The following is a 16656-nucleotide window of genomic DNA, read 5'->3' as shown; positions in this document are numbered from 1 at the left end:
ACTGGTTGGCGTTGGTCTAGCTGGCGGCCGTGTCGAGGGTTTCGACGGTCAGCGAATCGTTGGTGTAAACGCAGATCTGGGCGGCAATGGCCATCGCCTTGCGTGCGATCTGCTCCGCATCGAGATCGGCGTCGAGCAGGGCCTTGGCCGCGGCGAGGGCATACATGCCCCCGGAACCGATCCCCATGACAGCATCGTCCGGTTCCAGCACGTCGCCGGTGCCCGTCAGGACGAGGCTCTCGTCCCGGTCCGCCACGATCATCATCGCCTCCAGCCGGCGGAGATAGCGGTCGGTCCGCCAGTCCTTGGCCAGCTCGACGCAGGCGCGTTTCAGCTGATCGGGAAACCGTTCCAGCTTGGTCTCGAGGCGCTCGAACAGGGTGAAGGCATCGGCGGTGGAACCCGCGAACCCGGCGATCACCGATCCCGAGCCGACGCGACGCACTTTTCGCGCAGTGCCCTTGATAATGGTCTGGCCCAGGGAGACTTGGCCATCGCCCGCCACCACCACCTTGCCGTCCTTGCGGACGGTGAGAATGGTCGTGCCATGCCAGGATGGGGGCGACGTCTCAGCCGAAGAGGAAGAAGCACTCATAACTGTCCTGCGATATCGGGCCTGGCGTCCCGTTCGTCAAGCGCTGGTCCTCCGGGCGTGCTGAGCGTCTAATTCGCCGGCGCGGCCTCCGGCTCCGGGACCGGCGCGATCATGTCGGGCACCAGGGTCTTCAGCGGCGGCAGGTCGACATCGGTGATGCGCCAGCGCAGCCCCTCAAGGTTCATGGTCGTGGTGATTACGGGCGCATCGGCCTTTTCGGGGTTCTGCGATTGGATTGTGAAGGTCGTCGGGCCTGTAAAGAACGCCCATTTGAGGAAATCGGCGAATCCTTCCTGGTTCTCGCGGTGTTCCACGACGGTCGGATTGCTCAGGACGGCCTCGGGCGTCACGAGGCTATCGATCGAACCGCCGACCACCGACGGACCGAAGGTGCGGGTCAGCGCCTCGCCGATATCCCCCAGAACCGGGGCTTTCTTGCCCAATTCCTGAGATTTTTTGAGCAGTCCGCCCTGGACCTGCTTCTCCATGTTGGCCCGGACGGCTGGAAAATCGACAATTTTCTTCAAAGTTTCAGCATTGTTCGATAGCAGCGCGTTCTGAAGCCGGTACAGCGTCCAGTAGGGGTAGGCGAGGTAGATGCCGAGCAGGATGAGAATCAGCAGAAACAGGCGGCGCATTGGCTCAAATTCCCTCAAATTGTGACAGTCGCCCATAGCATGGCTGCATGACGGGGCGTATAAGCGCATCCGTTATGGAAGCGAATTGCTAAGAGCCTTTGGATTAGGCTGGCAGACATGCAACAGCGAAGCAAATCAGCGGACGCCGCCGGCGCGGCAACGCCCCGCACGGCGACGATCGATCGCCGCACCAAGGAAACGAACATCAGCACCACCGTCAATCTCGACGGGACGGGGGTCTACGATGTCACGACCGGTGTGGGCTTTCTCGACCACATGCTGGAGCAGCTTGCGCGTCATGGTCTGTTCGATATCACGCTGAAGGCCGAGGGCGATCTTCACATCGATCAGCATCACACGACCGAGGATTCGGGGATCGTGCTGGGCCAAGCCTTCGCCAAGGCTCTCGGCGACAAGGCCGGCATCACGCGCTACGGCTCCTGTTATCTGCCCATGGACGAGACGCTGACCCGCGTCGCGCTCGACGTATCGGGACGGCCGTTTCTCGTGTGGAACGTGGATTTCAGCCGCTCCAAGATCGGCGAGATGGACACGGAGCTGTTCCGCGAGTGGTTTCAGGCCTTCGCTCAGAACGCGGGCATCACGCTCCACGTGGAGAATCTCTATGGCGAGAACAGTCACCACGTGGCCGAGACCTGCTATAAGGCGCTGGCAAGGGCGTTGCGCCAGGCTGTGGCCGTAGATCCGCGGCAGAGCGGGCGTGTGCCCTCCACCAAGGGCCAGCTTTGACGTTCCGTAAGGGCGGAACGACGGGCGGCGGCCTGACCGAAGTCGAGCGTAGCGAACAGTGACTGTCTATTCCGTTTATGAGCCTGTCGACGACGCCGATCTCGCGGCGCGCGCGGGCAAGGTCGCCTTCGTGAAGGAAGGGATCGCTTGGTTTGCGCTGATCGTCCCGATCCTGTGGCTGATCTATCAGCGTATGTGGCTGGAGCTCATCGCCTTTCTCGCCATTTTCTTGTCGCTGCCGGCGATCTTCGGATCAGGCCCGGCCGGACAAGAGATCGGGGGCTGGGTTTCGATCGGGCTCTTGGTCTTGTTCGCGTTCGAGGCCAACGACTTGCGTAGCTGGGCCCTCCGCCGCCGCGGCTTCAAATTCGCCGGTACGGCTTTTGGCCGGGATCAGGTCGAGGCCGAGACGCGCTTTTTCTCGCGCTGGCTCCCCGAGCAGGAGAAGGTAGCGCAAGGCGTTCCGGCCGTCCTCCCGGCGCCAGCGGCCCCCTCCGCGATCGTGCCGACCCGACCCGCGGCCGGCGACGAAGTGATCGGCTCTTTTCCGCGGAGCTGACACCATGCATGTCGCCATCATCGATTACGGCTCCGGCAATCTCCACTCCGCCGCGAAAGCGTTCGAGCGCGCCGCGAGTGAACAGGGCTCGCCGCTCGAGATCAAAGTCACGGCGGAACCGGACGAAGTGCTCAGCGCCGATCGCATCGTGCTGCCGGGTGTCGGCGCCTTTGCCGATTGCAAGGCGGGGCTCGCCGCCGTGCCGGGCATGATCGAGGCGCTGGACGAGGCCGTCGGCGAGCGGGGAGCGCCGTTCCTCGGAATCTGTGTCGGCTTGCAGCTGATGGCGACCCGCGGGCTGGAGCACGGTGTTACGCCGGGTCTCGACTGGATTGGCGGCGAGGTGCGTGCGATCGAGCCCGACGACGTCACCTTGAAGATTCCGCATATGGGTTGGAACACGCTGGACCTCGATCGCGAGCATGCGCTCTTCGAGGGCATTCCGACCGGCCCTGAGGGCCTTCACGCCTATTTCGTGCACTCGTACCATTTCGTGCCGGCGGCGCGTGAGACCCGTGTCGCGACCACGGATTACGGCGGCACGGTGACGGCGTTCCTTGCACGGGACAATGTGGCCGGCAGCCAGTTCCATCCCGAAAAGAGTCAGAAACTGGGATTGGCCCTGATTGACAATTTCCTCAAATGGAAGCCATAGCGAGACACCGTTCATGATTCTCTATCCCGCCATCGATCTGAAGGACGGACAATGCGTGCGCCTGCGCCAAGGCGAGATGGACCAGGCCACCGTTTTCAACGAGGACCCGGCCGCTCAGGCCAAGACGTTCGAGGACCAAGGCTTCGAATGGCTGCATGTGGTCGACCTCAACGGTGCGTTCGAGGGCAAGCCGGTGAATGGACCCGCGGTCGAGGCGATCTTTGCCGCGAGCCATCTGCCGATACAGCTCGGAGGCGGCATCCGCGATATCGATACGATCGCCGACTGGCTCGACAAAGGTATCGACCGGGTCATCCTCGGTACGGCGGCGGTGCGCGACCCCGATCTCGTCCGGGAGGCGGCACGGGATTTCCCCGGCTGCATTGCCGTCGGGATCGATGCGCGCGACGGCAAGGTCGCCATCGAGGGCTGGGCGGAGACCTCGGAAATGACGGCGCTCGATCTCGCGCGCCGGTTCGAGGACGCGGGCGTCGCCGCCATCATTCATACGGATATCGCCCGCGACGGCCTGCTGGAAGGGCTCAATCTCGACGCCACGGTGGAACTCGCCGATGCGGTCTCCGTGCCGGTGATCGCCAGCGGTGGTCTCGGCTCGATCGACGACATCAAGCGGCTGGTCGAACCGGCTTGCGCCAAGCTCGACGGGGCCATCGCCGGCCGCGCGCTCTATGACGGCCGGCTCGATGCGGCCGAGGCGCTTGGTATCATCGCGGCGAAGTACGGCCATCACGGTGTGACAGGGCAGTACTGATTCATGGGACATCGTATGTGCCGATGCGCAAACGCAATGTGTTCTTCTTGTTAGCCCTTGTGCTGATCTTGCTTCTTGCCGTCGCGCCGCTGATCGTCACGCTAGGTGCGGGGACCTATGCCGCGAATCACGGTTGCGTTCTGCATGAGGGCTTCGTCAATCCATGCATCGTCGACGGGCAGGATGTTGGCCAGACATTGTATCAACTCGGCATGGTTGGATGGTTCGCCATCGCGACCCTGCCGCTCGGTCTCGGTGCGGCCGCGATCCTCATCTTGGTTTGGATCATTACCGCAGTCGCGGCGCGCAAACGGGCCAAGCAGGGGGCCGCATAGAGTATGTTGAAGGTCCGGGTCATTCCCTGTCTCGACGTGAAGGCCGGGCGCGTCGTGAAAGGCGTGAACTTCGTCGATCTGCGCGATGCGGGCGATCCCGTGGAGGCCGCCGCCGCGTATGACGAGGCCGGTGCGGACGAGCTGTGTTTCCTCGACATCACCGCAAGCCATGAGAAGCGCGGGACTATTCTCGATATCGTCAGCCGCACCGCCGAGCGTTGCTTCATGCCGCTGACCGTGGGGGGCGGCGTCCGGTCCACGAATGATGTCCGCGCGCTTCTTGAGGCGGGCGCCGACAAGGTCTCGATCAACACCGCGGCGGTGCGCGACCGCCAGCTCGTGCGCCGCGCCGCAGAAAAGTTCGGGGCGCAATGCATCGTGGTGGCGATCGATGCCAAGCGCGTTGGCGCCAACGGCAAGGCGCCGCGCTTCGAAATCTTCACCCATGGCGGCCGCGAGCCCACGGGTATCGATGCGATCGCTTACGCCGAAGAGGTCGTCTCGCTCGGCGCGGGCGAGATCCTGCTGACCTCGATGGACCGCGACGGTACGCGCGCCGGCTTCGACAACGAGCTGACACGGGCGATCGCGGACACGGTCTCGGTGCCCGTCATCGCCTCGGGTGGCGTCGGCAATCTGCAGCATCTCGTGGATGGTGTGCGCGACGGGCACGCCTCGGCGGTGCTGGCCGCGTCGATTTTCCATTTCGGCGAGCATTCGATCGGCGAAGCCAAGCGCTTCATGGCCGAAGCGGGATTGCCTGTTCGCCTGGACCCTTGACCCTTCGATCCGCCTTTGCGCCTATTCCCAGCGGCGTCGGCACGGTGTAAGAGCCACAACATGAGCAAGAATGCATTGGATAGGCTCGCCGCCACGATCCGCGAACGCCGGACCGAAGCGGCCGATAAGTCCTACACCCGGCAGCTTCTGGACGATCCCATCAAGTCGGCCAAGAAAGTGGGCGAAGAGGGCGTAGAGGTGGCGATTGCCGCAACGGCGCAGGACAGGAACGCACTCCTCCAAGAGAGCGCGGACTTGCTCTATCACTTCCTCGTGCTGCTGGAATCCCGCAACATTGCGCTCGACGAGGTGTGCGAGGTGCTCGAGCAGCGCATGGGCACGTCGGGCCTTGCGCGCGACAAAGGACCGGCCGGCTAACCCGCCACGGGGTGTTTCGTGATGGATATCATGCCCGCCGTCGGTTTCTCGCCCTACACGCTCTACTCGCGCGAGGAATGGGCGCGCCTGCGTGAGGACACGCCGCTCACGCTGACCGAGGCGGACATCGAGAACCTGTCCGGCGTGACAGAACGCGTCTCCACAGACGAAGTCGTCGATGTCTATCTGCCTCTGAGCCGTTTACTCAATCTCTACGTTGAAGCCTCGCAAGGTCTGCACGGCATCACTGAAGAGTTCTTGCGCAAAGGCAACGGAAAGATTCCCTTCGTCATCGGACTTGCGGGCAGTGTCGCCGCGGGCAAGAGCACGTCGGCGCGCGTGCTTCAGGCGTTGCTCGCCCGTTGGCCGAGCCACCCGAACGTGGCGCTCGTTCCCACCGACGGCTTTCTGTTCCCGAACGCGGTCCTGGAAGACCGTGGTTTGATGACCCGGAAAGGGTTCCCAGAGAGCTACGACCTGCCAACGCTGCTCAATTTCTTGGGCGACGTGAAATCGGGCAAGGCGCGGGTGGAGGCGCCGGTCTACTCGCATGTCGTTTACGACGTGCTGCAGGGCCAGACACTCGCGGTCGAGCATCCGGACATCGTCATCGTCGAGGGGCTCAACGTTCTTCAACCCGCCATTCTGCCGAAGGATGGTGAGACGATTCCGTTCGTATCGGACTTCTTCGATTTCTCGATTTACATCGATGCGGCGGAAGCCCTGGTCGAGCGCTGGTACGTGGAGCGCTTCCTGCGTTTGCGCCAAACGGCCTTCCGCGATCCGGCGGCCTACTTTCACCGCTACGCGTCGCTCTCCGAAGTCGAGGCGCGCGAGGTTGCCTTGTCGCTGTGGCGGACGATCAACCTCATCAACCTGCATGAGAACATTCTGCCGACCCGGCAGCGCGCCGATCTCATCCTGCGCAAGGGCGCAGGCCACGCCGTGGAAAGCGTGGCGCTGCGGAAGCTGTGAACCGTGCCGCGCTAGGACAGGAGCCCTCGGGCCTTGGCGAGTTCAACGAGGTTAGCCTCGGGCCGCGCGCCGATATGAGAGATGGCTTCTGCGGCGGCAATGCTGCCGAGACGGCCGCAATCGGCGACCGGCATGCCGCGCGAGAGACCGAAAAGGAAGCCCGCCGCGTATAAATCGCCCGCGCCCGTGGCATCCAGCACCTCGGAGACAGGCTCGGCACGAATCTCGATGGTCTCCCCGCCGCCGACGATCAGCGATCCGTCCTCGGACCGGGTGAGGACGGCCATCTCGCAGTCCTGCAAGGCCGCGTCGGCCGCCTCCAGAAACGTGTTGGTCTCGTAAAGGGAAGTGATTTCCTTCTCATTGGCAAACACGATGTCGGCGCCGTGTTTGACCAGTTCCCGGAAGTCGTCCCGGTGCCGGTCGACGCAGAACGGATCTGACAACGACAGAGCAACCTTGGCGCCGGCCTCCTTGGCGAGCTTGGCCGCCTCGCGGAATGCCGACTTGGCCTCGTCCTTGTCGAAGAGATAGCCCTCCAGATAGACGAACTTGGAGGCAGCGATGAGATCGGCATCGATGTCGGCGGCCGTCATGTCCACGCTCGCACCGAGAAACGTGTTCATGGTGCGCTCGCCATCGGGCGTCACCAGGATCAGGCAGCGCGCGGTCGGCGCGCCGTCGACGGCCGGTTCGGTCTCGTATGAGACGCCCAGTGAGCGGATATCGTGGCGGAAAATCCCGCCGAACTGATCGGCGGCGACGCGGCCGATAAAGCCGCACTTCGCACCGAGTGCGGCGAGGCCGGCGATCGAATTGGCGACGGATCCGCCCGAACGCTCCGTGGCCGGTCCCATCTCTTCATAGAGTTCGGCGGCCTCTGCGGAATCGATCAGCCGCATGAAGCCTTTGTCCAGGTTGCGCTTCGTCAAAAACGCGTCGTCGCAACGCGCGATGATGTCCACAATGGCGTTTCCGATACCAACCACGTCGATCGTCTTTTCAGCCATAGTCCCGCCAATTCTCCCGGTTCAGCTTCGTTCACGTCAGATGTGGCTGCTGGCGTCGCGATCTGCCATCGCTATATTCCCTCCAGCCGACAGACGCAGGACAAGTCATGCTTAGCGCAGCACGTCAAGCCTTTGGGGAACTCTTCTCGCCGCCATTCCGCTCGGTCATGGTGAAGTGCGTGGCTTTTACGCTCGCCTTGCTGGCAGGGCTTTTCATCGCCATCCAGTGGTCGTTCGCGCATTTCGTCGCGTGGCCGGATTGGATCGAGACATCCGTTCAGGTTCTCGGCGGGCTTGCGCTGGTCGCGGCCTCGATCTTCCTCGTACCACCGGTGACGTCACTGATCGCGGGCCTCTATCTCGACGATATCGCCGCCGTCGTCGAGCAACAGGGGTTTCCGGCCGATCCGCCGGGCCGGGAGTTACCGATCGCGCGATCCATATGGCTGGCGATCCGATTCTTCTTCGTCGTCCTGATCGTCAATCTCGTCGCGCTGCTCCTTCTGTTGGTGCCGGGCGTCAATTTGATCGCGTTCTACGTGGGCAATGGTTATCTGCTCGGACGCGAGTATTTCGAACTTGCGGCCATGCGGCATGTAAGCGCGCGCGAGGCCAAGCGCATCCGCAAGGCCAACACCACGACCGTGTTGTTGTGCGGGCTGGTGATCGCGGCCGTGGCGTCCGTGCCGATCCTCAACCTTCTCACGCCGCTCTTTGCGACGGGGTTCATGGTGCGCATGTGGAAACGCATTGCCGCCAAGACGAAGCCCGGACTGCCGGGTTCCGGACAACGCCAAGCAGCACAAGAGCCTGCCGCGCAAACGACGAGGGTCTAAGTGGGCGCCTCGATCTTTTTCTTGAAGGTGCACAGATCGGCTATATGGCAGCGCCAGCATTCGGGCTTACGGGCCTTGCACACATAACGTCCGTGCAGGATCAGCCAATGATGGGCGTGGCGCTTGTACCGGTCGGGGATCACGCGCTCGAGGGTCTCCTCCACCTGCAACGGGGTTTTTCCGGGCGCGAGGCCGGTGCGGTTGGAGACCCGGAAGATGTGCGTGTCGATGGCGATCGTGGGCTGGCCGAACGCGACGTTTAAAACGACATTTGCGGTTTTGCGTCCCACGCCCGGCAGCGCCTCGAGATCCTCGCGGCTCTCGGGCACCTTGCCGCCGTGCTCGGCGACGATCTTCTTCGACAGCGCGATCACGTTCTTAGCCTTGTTGCGGAAGAGCCCGATTGTCTTGATCCGTTCACTGACGTCTTCTTCGGCAAGAGCGGCCATTTTCTCGGGTGTCTCGGCGATCTCGAAGAGAGCCGGTGTGCAGCGGTTAACGGATGCGTCGGTGGCCTGGGCGGAAAGTACCACCGCGACGAGGAGCGTGAACGGATTGCGGTAGTTCAATTCCGTCCGCGGATCGGGATCGAGCGCTTCGAAGCGCGCGAACATTTCCTCGATCTGCGCGCGGGTCAGCTTGGTGCCCGAGCGCCGGCGCGCCGGGCGCCGTTTCGGCGCCTCACCCTTTCTCGATCCGACCGCCACTTGCGTTGTGCCACCCTTCCCGGCTGTATTATTGTGAACGCTATGACAGACACGCCGACCCTGCCGCAAGGCCCCGATGACAGCGAGCCTCGATTTCGTGCGGTGCTGACCCCGCACCGGTCTCTGGGACCCAAGGGCTTTGTGATTTTCATGGCCGCCATCAGTGCGGTTTCCTTCGGCACAGGACTCATGTTTTTCCTGATGGGGGCTTGGCCCATCCTCGGGTTCATGGGCCTCGATGTGCTGCTCGTCTATGTGGCGTTCCGAATCAATTTCAGGGCCTTGCGGGTGTACGAGACCGTGGCGCTCACCGACGAGGCGCTGACGGTGACGCGCGTCGCGCCCAATGGAAAAGAGCAGTCCTGGCGGTTCAATCCCTACTGGGTCCGGGTCCGGGTCGAGGAGCGCGTCGGGCTCTCCTCGGAGCTGTCTCTGGCCAGCCACGGCAAGCGGCTCGTGTTCGGCGCATTTCTGACCGATCCGGAGCGGGAAGATTTTGCGGATGCGCTGAAAGCGGCGCTGCGCGAAGGCAGCGCACCGGCCGTCTAGTGACCTGAAACGGCTGAAGCGTTACGCGGCGAGGCTGCGCTTCTCGGCGAGGGTTCCGTCCGCCTTGACCCGATAGATCACCGGTGTGGCGGTCGCCAGGGAGTAGTGCTGAACCTCTTCCGGCGTGAGCTTGTCCAGCTCCATGATCAGCGAGCGCAGGGAGTTACCGTGCGCGACCACGATCACGTTCTTGCCGGATTGCAGCTCTGGGACGATCCAACGATCGAAAAAGGGGCACACCCGCGCGGCCGTATCCTTCAGGGATTCGCCACCCGGCGGCGCGACATCGTAAGAGCGCTGCCAGATCTGAACCTTCTCGGCACCGAAACGCTTGCGGGCCTCTTCCTTGTTGATTCCCACAAGGTCCCCATAGTCGCGCTCGTTGAGCGCGGCTGCCTTGATGATGGGGAGTTTGCCCTGACCCACTTCGCCAAGGATGATGTCGAGCGTGTTGTGGGCGCGCTTCAATGTGGACGCGAAGGCGCTGTCGAAAACGAGGCCCTCGTCCTTGAGCCGCTGACCGGCCCGATGCGCTTCGGAGACGCCTTCCTCGCTCAGGCCGACATCCTTCCAGCCCGTGAACATATTGAGGCGGTTCCACTCGCTTTGGCCGTGCCGGACCAAAACAAGAACGTTGTCTGAGCCGTCTGGTCGATCGCTCGTCTTTTGAAGCATGTCCCCTGAATACCGCCCTGTCATCGTCTGCTCAATTGGCCCTTCGACGCCGTGGAGGCCTCTTCTTGGCGGCGATTATAAGTCCGCATGTGTAAGAGCCATGGTCACTATTACCGCCCATTGGGGTGACTTTTTGGCTGCAAGGATAACAAGGCCTTAGCGCTGCCATCGGATGTCCCCAACCGAACTATCACTGCGTTGTTACAGTCCAAGCACATCCGCCATCGAGTATAGCCCAGGCGGCCGTCCCCGGGCCCAGAGGGCCGCGCGAACCGCCCCGCGGGCGAAAATGCCGCGGTCGGATGCAATATGTGTCAGCTCGAAACGCTCGCCAGGACCGGCGAAGATCACGCTGTGCTCGCCGACGACGTCGCCGCCCCGGAGCGTAGCGAAACCAATGTCGCCTTCGGCGCGCGGGCCTGTCTCGCCTTCGCGCGTCCGGACCGCCTTATCCGCGAGCGCGACTGCCCGCCCCTGTGCGGCCGCCTCGCCGAGCATCAGCGCGGTGCCCGACGGCGCGTCGCGCTTGTGGCGGTGGTGCATCTCCAGAATTTCGATATCGAACTCGGGCCCCAAGATCTCGGCGACGCGCTTCGTCAGCGCCGCCATGAGATTGACGCCCATGCTCATATTGCCGGCCTTTACGATGGTGGCGTGCCGGGCGGCGGCATCGATCCGGGAAAGCTGCTCGTCGCTAAAACCGGTCGTGCCGATGACATGGACGATCCGGGCCTGAGCGGAGAGCGCCACGAACTCGGTCGTCGCATGGGGCAGGGTGAAGTCGAGAACGCCTTCCGCGTGGGCGAAGAGCGCATGAGGATCGTCGGTGATTGAGACCCCAACAGGATCAAGGCCGGCGATCTCGCCGATATCGCAGCCGACAGCCGGCGAGCCCGCCGTCTCGAGGCCGCCGGCGATTTCGCAGCCCGGGGTCGCGTGCAGGGCGCGGGTCAGGGCCTGGCCCATGCGCCCGGCAGCACCGAGTACCGCGATCCTCATGTCACTCATGGTGCGTGGCGCCCCCGATGCATTCGTCGAGCCGCCGGGCTACGATGGCTGACGGCAAAAAATTGTGCGGTGCCGTTGTATGACGACCGGACGCTTGTCACAAGTCCGGCAAGCGCTCAACCTCACTGGACCAAAGTAGGGGGCTTTCGGACATGACGGGGCCTGGGAGCCGGACATTCGCCGCCATTTTGGCTGGGGCCGGGCTTCTCGTGCCCACGGCGCCGGCCGCCGGAGCCGCCGAAAGCGCCTATACGCCCCTCGTCCTGGAGAAATGCGACGCCGTCACGCCGCCCGCGATGGCCGAGCAAGGCGCGGTGTTTCGCTGCAAGGGGTACGGCGGCATGGCCGTCCGGGTCGCCGAGGGCGATTTGCGCATGTTCGTGTCCTACGGCAACCGGGCGAGGGATCAGACGGCCGCCCGACAGACCCTCCCGATGTTCAACACGACCGGCGAAACGCTGGAGTGGCGGGTCGAGGACGGGAAGCCGTTCGCCACGATCCTCCGATACCATTGGGACTCGGACGGCCTCAGCAAGGGGTCGACCCTGGTGGTCACCAAGCTGGGCGAAACGGACGCCTGCCATGTCGCCTATGTGCGCGCGGAGGCGAACCCGGACGCGAACAGACTGGCCCGCGAGATCGCGGACAAGGACGCGCGCCGGTTTTCATGTGAACGTGACCGGCCGCGGACATACGGCCCGGGCGGTCAGCCGGTCGACTGACGACCGGCTGCGGCTCGTTTCAAGCCATCACGCGACGTTGCGGTCGAGCGGCACGTCTTCGAGCGGGTTTGCGGGCACCTCGGCCTCCGGCCGGCCGTAATAGTATCCCTGAACCTGATCGCAGCCCCAGCGCTTCAGCATGGCCGCCTGCCCCTCGGTTTCGACGCCCTCGGCCGTGATCGTCACATGCAGGGATTGGCCAAGGCCGACGATGCTGGAGACGATCGCGCTCGTCTGCTCGTTCGTGCCGAGCGTATCGATGAAGGAGCGGTCGATCTTGATCTTCCTCACCGGGAAACGGGTCAGGTAGGACAAGCTCGAATAGCCGGTGCCGAAGTCGTCCATTGCAATCGAAACACCGAGCTGGTCCAGCCTGCTAAGCGTCTCGATGACTTGGTCGGTATTCTGCAGAATGGTGCTTTCCGTGATCTCAAGCTCCAGGCGTTCGGGCTCAAGGCCTGTCTCTACCAGCACCCGTCGCACGAGGTCGAAGACGTCTTGGGTCTTGAACTGGGCGGGCGACAGGTTCACGGCGAGCTTGGTGTCGCTGGGCCAACCCAAGGCATAGGTGCAGGCTGTCTTCAGGATCCACTCGCCGAGCGGCACGATGAGACCCGTCTCCTCGGCGATCGGCACGAAAGTCGACGGCGGGATTTCGCCTTCCGTCGGATGCCACCAACGCACCAGCGCCTCGTAGCCGGTCAACTGTCCTTCGCTGAGACCGAACTGCGGTTGATAGTCGAGATAGAGTTGATTCTTGCGGATGGCATTCCGCAGATCGTGCTCCAGACGCCGGCGCCTTTGGAGCGCCGCGTCCATGGCCGGCTCGAAGAAGCGGAACGTGTTGCGACCGTCCTGCTTGGCCCGGTAAAGCGCCAGATCCGCGTTCTTCATCAGGATTTCGACGGGATGATTGGCGATCGGTCCCAGAGCGATGCCGACACTGGCGGACGTCGTGATCTCATGGCCGTTGACCATGTACGGCGCGCCCAGCGCATCGCAAATGCGTTTGGCCAAAGTCATGGCGTCTTCCGGGACCGCGATGTTCTCGGCGACCACGGCGAATTCATCGCCGCCCATTCGTCCGACGATATCGCTGTCGCGGAGGGTCTCGACCAGCCGGGCGGCAACCTCTTCAAGCAGGGCATCGCCGGTCGCATGGCCGAGGGTGTAGTTGACGTTCTTGAAGCGGTCCAGATCCAAGCCGAAGACGGCAATCTTGGTGTCATGCCTCTTTGCACGGGCGACGGCCTGTTCCAGGTGATAGCGAAACTGCAGCCGGTTGGGCAGCCCGGTCAGGGAGTCGTGCATGGCGAGATAGCGGATCTTGTCCTCTGCCTGCCAACGCTCGCGGATGCGGCGCGACGCAATGGCGGCCGGAACCGAGAAACCCATCACGATCAGAAGGCCAGTCGTCACGGTCACGACGACAAGGGCGAGGTTGGTGAGGGCCGCCGCAGCGCTCTGGTCGACCTCAAACGCATAGAGATAGGCCACATCGCCGTTGTGGATCACGGGGACGATGGCGAGGCTCTTTCGATCCTTGCCCGGCAACTCGGCGACCGTGATCTCTTTGAGCGCAACCGCGGCCGCGATGGCCTCTCTGTTCTGACCGGTTTGGAGCGTACGGACAAGGACATCGGGCGCGATGGGACCGCCGACAGCCATGGTCTTGCCGCTCGGGCTGAGCACGGCGAAGCCTTCCATCTTGCTCACTGCGTCCTCGCCGGATCGGCCCGGATCGGCGGCAAGCAGACCGCCCGTGAGCCACCGAAGCCGGTCGGCGAATTTGCGATGGCTCTCATTCACGGAAATCGTCGGCATGCTGGAAGCCGCGCTCGGGTCGGACGTCAAGTGCCGCCGCAACGCTGCCGGATCGATGACGTGCAGAGCCTCTCCCGCAGGAAGAGCCTCCTCCCCATCCAAGGCCCCGCGAAGGCGCTTATCGGCCTCCGTGCCCCAGGCATGGGCCGCGTTGCTGGCCTCGACCTCAAGTGCGTAATTGATTGCAGATCCGCCCGAAAGAACGGCGGCCGTCACCGTGAAAAGCCCCAGCACAACAAGACCAAGCATGATCCATCGGTCGCGCTTGTCGATCTCCGCCATATCGTCGTCCCTACCGTCCCTAGCTGAATAGGAGACCCTATGAGCGAGGTCGTTAAGGCAGACCGAATGGTTACAGTTAATGGTTGCTGAATCGGCGGGCGCAAATTAGCGCCAAGCGAATGCGATCTTGCGCAAGCTTGTTCCGCTGAAGTCCTCAGTGCCTTCGGCAATCGGCTTTCCGCCGAGCGTTAGGTAGAAGTCGCACGCGGCCTCGTTGTCCGCGAGCGCCCATACAAGGAGGCCCGGGAGACGCCATTCGTGAAGCTTCTGTCGCGCGCCGTCGAAGAGCTTGGTGCCCAATCCCAACCCTTGATAGGTGGGCGAGAGGTAAAGTTCGAATATCTCGCCTCGGTACGGGCCGCGACCGATGCGGCAACGCCCGAAGGTGACGTAGCCCGCCACCTGACCTCCAAAGTCGAGGACGAGCACGGACGCGCGCCGCTGCAGCACCCGCTCCCACCAGCCTTGGCCGCGGCGGGCAATCATTCGCTCGAGATCGAGATGGGGAATAATACCCTGATAGGCCCCGCGCCATGCTTCCTCGTAGGCGGTTGCAAGCGCGTTTGCGTCTTTTGGCCCTGCCGGCCGAACCTGAGCGACATCGACGGACATAGGCAAAGCCTAGCTCAGCCGCTCCAATCGGGCAAAGGGTCCGTTTGGGTTATCCCTTGTTCCGATACGCGCGAAGCGAGCACACGAGTCCGGTGCGCACGGGCAAAAGGACATACCCCTAGGCGGCGTTTTCCGCTTCCCGCTGCCGCTCGGCCTTCTTGCGGTCGTTCGGATCGAGATGCTGCTTGCGCAGACGGATCGAGTCCGGCGTCACTTCGACCAACTCGTCGTCCTGGATGTAGGAGAGGGCCTTCTCCAGGACCATGCGTATCGGTGGGGTCAGGCGGACCGCTTCGTCCTTCGACGTGGTCCGGATATTCGTGAGCTTCTTGCCCTTCAAGACATTGACCTCGAGGTCGTTGCCGCGCGTATGCTCGCCGACGATCATGCCCTGATAGACCCGCGCCCCAGGTTCGATCATCATCGGGCCGCGGTCTTCCAGGTTGAAGAGCGCATAGGCCACGGCCTCACCTTGTTCGGTGGAGATCAAGACGCCGTTGCGCCGTCCCTGAATCGCGCCTTTATGCGGCGCATAGCCGTGGAACAGCCGATTGATGATGCCGGTGCCGCGCGTATCGGTCAGGAGTTCGCTCTGATATCCGATCAGGCCGCGTGTCGGCGCATGGAAGACCAGGCGTATCCGCCCGCCGCCGGACGGCTTCATCTCGATCAAATCGGCCTTTCGTTCGGACAGCTTTTGCACGACCGCGCCTTGGTGCTCCTCATCGAGATCGATGACGACTTCCTCGATCGGCTCCAGAAGCTGTCCCGACTCGTCGCGGCTGAACAAGACGCGCGGCCGGGACACTGAAAGCTCGAAACCCTCGCGGCGCATGGTTTCGATCAGGATCCCGAGCTGCAACTCGCCGCGGCCGGCGACAATCATCGAATCGCGTTCGTCGGATTCTGTGACCTTCAGCGCTACGTTGCCTTCGGCCTCTTGCAGCAGCCGGTCGCGAATCATGCGGCCGGTGACCTTCGATCCTTCGGTCCCTGCCAGCGGCGAATCGTTGACCCGGAAGGTCATGGACAGCGTCGGCGGGTCGATGGGCTGGGCCGCCAGCGGGGTATCGATTTCCGGGGCGCAGATCGTATGGGCGACCGTCGCGTTGGGCAGGCCCGCAAGGGAGACGATGTCGCCCGCGCTCGCCTCGTCCAGCGCCGCGCGCTCGAGACCGCGGAATGCGAGCACTTTGGATACGCGGCCCTGCTCGACGAGTTTGCCTTCGTGGTCCAGCACCTTGACCATTTCGTTGGGCTTAATCGTGCCCGAGGTGATGCGGCCTGTGACGATGCGGCCCAGATAGGGATTGGCCTCGAGGATCGTTCCCAGCAGCTGGAAGGGCCCCTCCTCGACGGCGGGTGCCGGCACGTGCCGGAGAACCAGCTCGAACAGCGGCATCATGCCCTGGTCCTTCGGCCCCTCGGGGCTTTCGGCCATCCAGCCTTCCTTGGCCGAGCCGTAGAGGACCGGGAAATCGAGCTGCTCGTCGTTGGCGTCGAGGGCCGCGAACAGATCGAAGATCTCGTTCAGAACCTCGTCGGGCCGCGCATCGGGACGGTCGACCTTGTTGATGACCACGATCGGCTTGAGGCCCATCTTGAGGGCCTTCGACACGACGAATTTCGTCTGCGGCAGCGGGCCCTCGGCCGCATCGACCAGGACGAGTGCGCCGTCGACCATGTTGAGAATGCGTTCGACCTCACCGCCGAAATCGGCGTGGCCCGGCGTGTCGACCACATTGATGCGGATGTCGTTCCACACGATGGAGGTGGCCTTCGCCAGGATGGTGATCCCGCGTTCCTTCTCCAGATCATTGGAGTCCATGGCGCGTTCGTCGACACGCTGATTGTTGCGGACAGCGCCCGACTGCTGGAGGAGGCGGTCGACGAGGGTGGTCTTGCCATGGTCGACATGCGCGATGATGGCGATGTTGCGTAGCTTCATATTTGGGTAGGTCTTTCGGCCAGGCGCGGGCGGAAGCGCCAGCGGG

At 63.4% G+C, this 16656-nt stretch carries 20 protein-coding genes; 11 read left to right on the top strand and 9 right to left on the bottom strand.

Annotated features, from left to right (window positions below; translation table 11 throughout):
* Nucleotides 1-16 precede the first annotated feature (16 nt).
* Together hslV and GL4_RS01500 are read right to left on the bottom strand one after the other, a co-directional pair.
* The gene (gene hslV / locus GL4_RS01505; protein WP_045363769.1) at nucleotides 17-595 is read right to left on the bottom strand and encodes an ATP-dependent protease subunit HslV; all 579 of its coding nucleotides are present in this window, start codon (nucleotides 593-595) and stop codon (nucleotides 17-19) included.
* 68 nt (nucleotides 596-663) lie between these two features.
* A complete protein-coding gene (locus GL4_RS01500; RefSeq protein ID WP_045363766.1) occupies nucleotides 664-1233 on the bottom strand; it encodes a DUF2939 domain-containing protein in 570 nt (189 codons plus the stop codon).
* A 117-nt stretch (nucleotides 1234-1350) separates the two neighbouring features.
* On the opposite strand from GL4_RS01500, the gene hisB reads away from it, so the two are divergent.
* From hisB to coaA, 8 genes are read left to right on the top strand one after another with little or no spacing between them, the layout of a single operon-like run.
* Complete coding sequence (gene hisB / locus GL4_RS01495; protein ID WP_045363763.1) at nucleotides 1351-1983, top strand: imidazoleglycerol-phosphate dehydratase HisB; 633 nt, start codon at nucleotides 1351-1353, stop codon at nucleotides 1981-1983.
* A gap of 58 nt (nucleotides 1984-2041) precedes the next feature.
* Entirely contained in the window at nucleotides 2042-2542 is a 501-nt protein-coding gene (locus GL4_RS01490) for a DUF2628 domain-containing protein (protein ID WP_052464037.1), read from the top strand.
* A gap of 4 nt (nucleotides 2543-2546) precedes the next feature.
* A complete protein-coding gene (gene hisH / locus GL4_RS01485; RefSeq protein ID WP_045363760.1) occupies nucleotides 2547-3197 on the top strand; it encodes an imidazole glycerol phosphate synthase subunit HisH in 651 nt (216 codons plus the stop codon).
* A 13-nt stretch (nucleotides 3198-3210) separates the two neighbouring features.
* Nucleotides 3211-3969 (top strand): 1-(5-phosphoribosyl)-5-[(5-phosphoribosylamino)methylideneamino]imidazole-4-carboxamide isomerase, encoded by a 759-nt coding sequence (gene hisA / locus GL4_RS01480; RefSeq protein WP_045363757.1) that lies wholly within the window; start codon nucleotides 3211-3213, stop codon nucleotides 3967-3969.
* A gap of 59 nt (nucleotides 3970-4028) precedes the next feature.
* Nucleotides 4029-4304 carry a hypothetical protein gene (locus GL4_RS01475; protein ID WP_208430893.1) on the top strand — a complete coding sequence of 92 codons (276 nt, stop codon included), beginning with the start codon at nucleotides 4029-4031 and terminating at the stop codon, nucleotides 4302-4304.
* A gap of 3 nt (nucleotides 4305-4307) precedes the next feature.
* Nucleotides 4308-5084, top strand: coding sequence for an imidazole glycerol phosphate synthase subunit HisF (gene hisF, locus GL4_RS01470; RefSeq protein WP_045363751.1), 777 nt, complete (start codon nucleotides 4308-4310; stop codon nucleotides 5082-5084).
* 60 nt (nucleotides 5085-5144) lie between these two features.
* Nucleotides 5145-5462: a phosphoribosyl-ATP diphosphatase gene (gene hisE, locus GL4_RS01465; RefSeq protein ID WP_045363748.1), complete on the top strand. Its 318-nt coding sequence runs from the start codon at nucleotides 5145-5147 to the stop codon at nucleotides 5460-5462.
* Between the two features lie 21 nt (nucleotides 5463-5483).
* Nucleotides 5484-6437, top strand: a complete 954-nt coding sequence (gene coaA / locus GL4_RS01460; RefSeq protein WP_045363745.1) for a type I pantothenate kinase — start codon at nucleotides 5484-5486, stop codon at nucleotides 6435-6437.
* An 11-nt stretch (nucleotides 6438-6448) separates the two neighbouring features.
* Here the strand turns inward: coaA and GL4_RS01455 are convergent, their stop codons facing one another.
* Nucleotides 6449-7447: an adenosine kinase gene (locus tag GL4_RS01455; protein WP_045363742.1), complete on the bottom strand. Its 999-nt coding sequence runs from the start codon at nucleotides 7445-7447 to the stop codon at nucleotides 6449-6451.
* A 107-nt stretch (nucleotides 7448-7554) separates the two neighbouring features.
* Here GL4_RS01455 and GL4_RS01450 point away from each other — a divergent pair, with 107 nt between their 5' ends.
* On the top strand, nucleotides 7555-8283 hold the full coding sequence (locus GL4_RS01450) for a sulfate transporter family protein (protein WP_045363739.1): 729 nt from the start codon (nucleotides 7555-7557) through the stop codon (nucleotides 8281-8283).
* On the opposite strand, the gene nth is transcribed toward GL4_RS01450, so the two are convergent.
* Nucleotides 8280-8990, bottom strand: coding sequence for an endonuclease III (gene nth, locus GL4_RS01445; RefSeq protein ID WP_045363736.1), 711 nt, complete (start codon nucleotides 8988-8990; stop codon nucleotides 8280-8282). The genes GL4_RS01450 and nth overlap by 4 nt on opposite strands.
* A gap of 42 nt (nucleotides 8991-9032) precedes the next feature.
* Between nth and GL4_RS01440 the strand changes: the two genes are divergently transcribed.
* Nucleotides 9033-9539 carry a DUF2244 domain-containing protein gene (locus GL4_RS01440; RefSeq protein WP_045363731.1) on the top strand — a complete coding sequence of 169 codons (507 nt, stop codon included), beginning with the start codon at nucleotides 9033-9035 and terminating at the stop codon, nucleotides 9537-9539.
* Between the two features lie 21 nt (nucleotides 9540-9560).
* Here the strand turns inward: GL4_RS01440 and GL4_RS01435 are convergent, their stop codons facing one another.
* Together GL4_RS01435 and dapB are read right to left on the bottom strand one after the other, a co-directional pair.
* Nucleotides 9561-10214: a 2,3-bisphosphoglycerate-dependent phosphoglycerate mutase gene (locus GL4_RS01435; RefSeq protein ID WP_045363730.1), complete on the bottom strand. Its 654-nt coding sequence runs from the start codon at nucleotides 10212-10214 to the stop codon at nucleotides 9561-9563.
* 201 nt (nucleotides 10215-10415) lie between these two features.
* On the bottom strand, nucleotides 10416-11213 hold the full coding sequence (dapB, locus tag GL4_RS01430; RefSeq protein WP_045363729.1) for a 4-hydroxy-tetrahydrodipicolinate reductase: 798 nt from the start codon (nucleotides 11211-11213) through the stop codon (nucleotides 10416-10418).
* 161 nt (nucleotides 11214-11374) lie between these two features.
* On the opposite strand from dapB, the gene GL4_RS01425 reads away from it, so the two are divergent.
* Nucleotides 11375-11944 (top strand): hypothetical protein, encoded by a 570-nt coding sequence (locus GL4_RS01425; RefSeq protein WP_045363728.1) that lies wholly within the window; start codon nucleotides 11375-11377, stop codon nucleotides 11942-11944.
* A gap of 27 nt (nucleotides 11945-11971) precedes the next feature.
* Here the strand turns inward: GL4_RS01425 and GL4_RS16485 are convergent, their stop codons facing one another.
* The 3 genes from GL4_RS16485 to typA form a co-directional block, all read right to left on the bottom strand.
* Complete coding sequence (locus tag GL4_RS16485) at nucleotides 11972-14050, bottom strand: putative bifunctional diguanylate cyclase/phosphodiesterase (RefSeq protein WP_052464036.1); 2079 nt, start codon at nucleotides 14048-14050, stop codon at nucleotides 11972-11974.
* Nucleotides 14051-14155: 105 nt separating this feature from the next.
* A complete protein-coding gene (locus GL4_RS01415; protein ID WP_045363727.1) occupies nucleotides 14156-14662 on the bottom strand; it encodes a GNAT family N-acetyltransferase in 507 nt (168 codons plus the stop codon).
* 118 nt (nucleotides 14663-14780) lie between these two features.
* Nucleotides 14781-16610, bottom strand: a complete 1830-nt coding sequence (gene typA, locus GL4_RS01410; protein WP_045363724.1) for a translational GTPase TypA — start codon at nucleotides 16608-16610, stop codon at nucleotides 14781-14783.
* Nucleotides 16611-16656 lie beyond the last annotated feature (46 nt).

It is taken from the genome of Methyloceanibacter caenitepidi, assembly GCF_000828475.1.
Lineage (GTDB): Bacteria > Pseudomonadota > Alphaproteobacteria > Rhizobiales > Methyloligellaceae > Methyloceanibacter > Methyloceanibacter caenitepidi.
This window is presented reverse-complemented; position numbering and strand designations above follow the sequence as displayed.

Bases quoted from the DNA above. Each gene is read 5' to 3' on its own strand.
- hslV (WP_045363769.1), bottom strand. From the start codon at position 595: ATGAGTGCTTCTTCCTCTTCGGCTGAGACGTCGCCCCCATCCTGGCAT.
- hisF (WP_045363751.1), top strand. From the start codon at position 4,308: ATGTTGAAGGTCCGGGTCATTCCCTGTCTCGACGTGAAGGCCGGGCGC.
- GL4_RS01500 (WP_045363766.1), bottom strand. From the start codon at position 1,233: ATGCGCCGCCTGTTTCTGCTGATTCTCATCCTGCTCGGCATCTACCTC.
- GL4_RS01425 (WP_045363728.1), top strand. From the start codon at position 11,375: ATGACGGGGCCTGGGAGCCGGACATTCGCCGCCATTTTGGCTGGGGCC.
- GL4_RS16485 (WP_052464036.1), bottom strand. From the start codon at position 14,050: ATGGCGGAGATCGACAAGCGCGACCGATGGATCATGCTTGGTCTTGTT.
- GL4_RS01435 (WP_045363730.1), bottom strand. From the start codon at position 10,214: ATGCTTCAAAAGACGAGCGATCGACCAGACGGCTCAGACAACGTTCTT.
- hisB (WP_045363763.1), top strand. From the start codon at position 1,351: ATGCAACAGCGAAGCAAATCAGCGGACGCCGCCGGCGCGGCAACGCCC.
- GL4_RS01450 (WP_045363739.1), top strand. From the start codon at position 7,555: ATGCTTAGCGCAGCACGTCAAGCCTTTGGGGAACTCTTCTCGCCGCCA.
- coaA (WP_045363745.1), top strand. From the start codon at position 5,484: ATGGATATCATGCCCGCCGTCGGTTTCTCGCCCTACACGCTCTACTCG.
- hisE (WP_045363748.1), top strand. From the start codon at position 5,145: ATGAGCAAGAATGCATTGGATAGGCTCGCCGCCACGATCCGCGAACGC.
- hisH (WP_045363760.1), top strand. From the start codon at position 2,547: ATGCATGTCGCCATCATCGATTACGGCTCCGGCAATCTCCACTCCGCC.
- GL4_RS01415 (WP_045363727.1), bottom strand. From the start codon at position 14,662: ATGTCCGTCGATGTCGCTCAGGTTCGGCCGGCAGGGCCAAAAGACGCA.
- typA (WP_045363724.1), bottom strand. From the start codon at position 16,610: ATGAAGCTACGCAACATCGCCATCATCGCGCATGTCGACCATGGCAAG.
- dapB (WP_045363729.1), bottom strand. From the start codon at position 11,213: ATGAGGATCGCGGTACTCGGTGCTGCCGGGCGCATGGGCCAGGCCCTG.
- hisA (WP_045363757.1), top strand. From the start codon at position 3,211: ATGATTCTCTATCCCGCCATCGATCTGAAGGACGGACAATGCGTGCGC.
- GL4_RS01455 (WP_045363742.1), bottom strand. From the start codon at position 7,447: ATGGCTGAAAAGACGATCGACGTGGTTGGTATCGGAAACGCCATTGTG.
- GL4_RS01440 (WP_045363731.1), top strand. From the start codon at position 9,033: ATGACAGACACGCCGACCCTGCCGCAAGGCCCCGATGACAGCGAGCCT.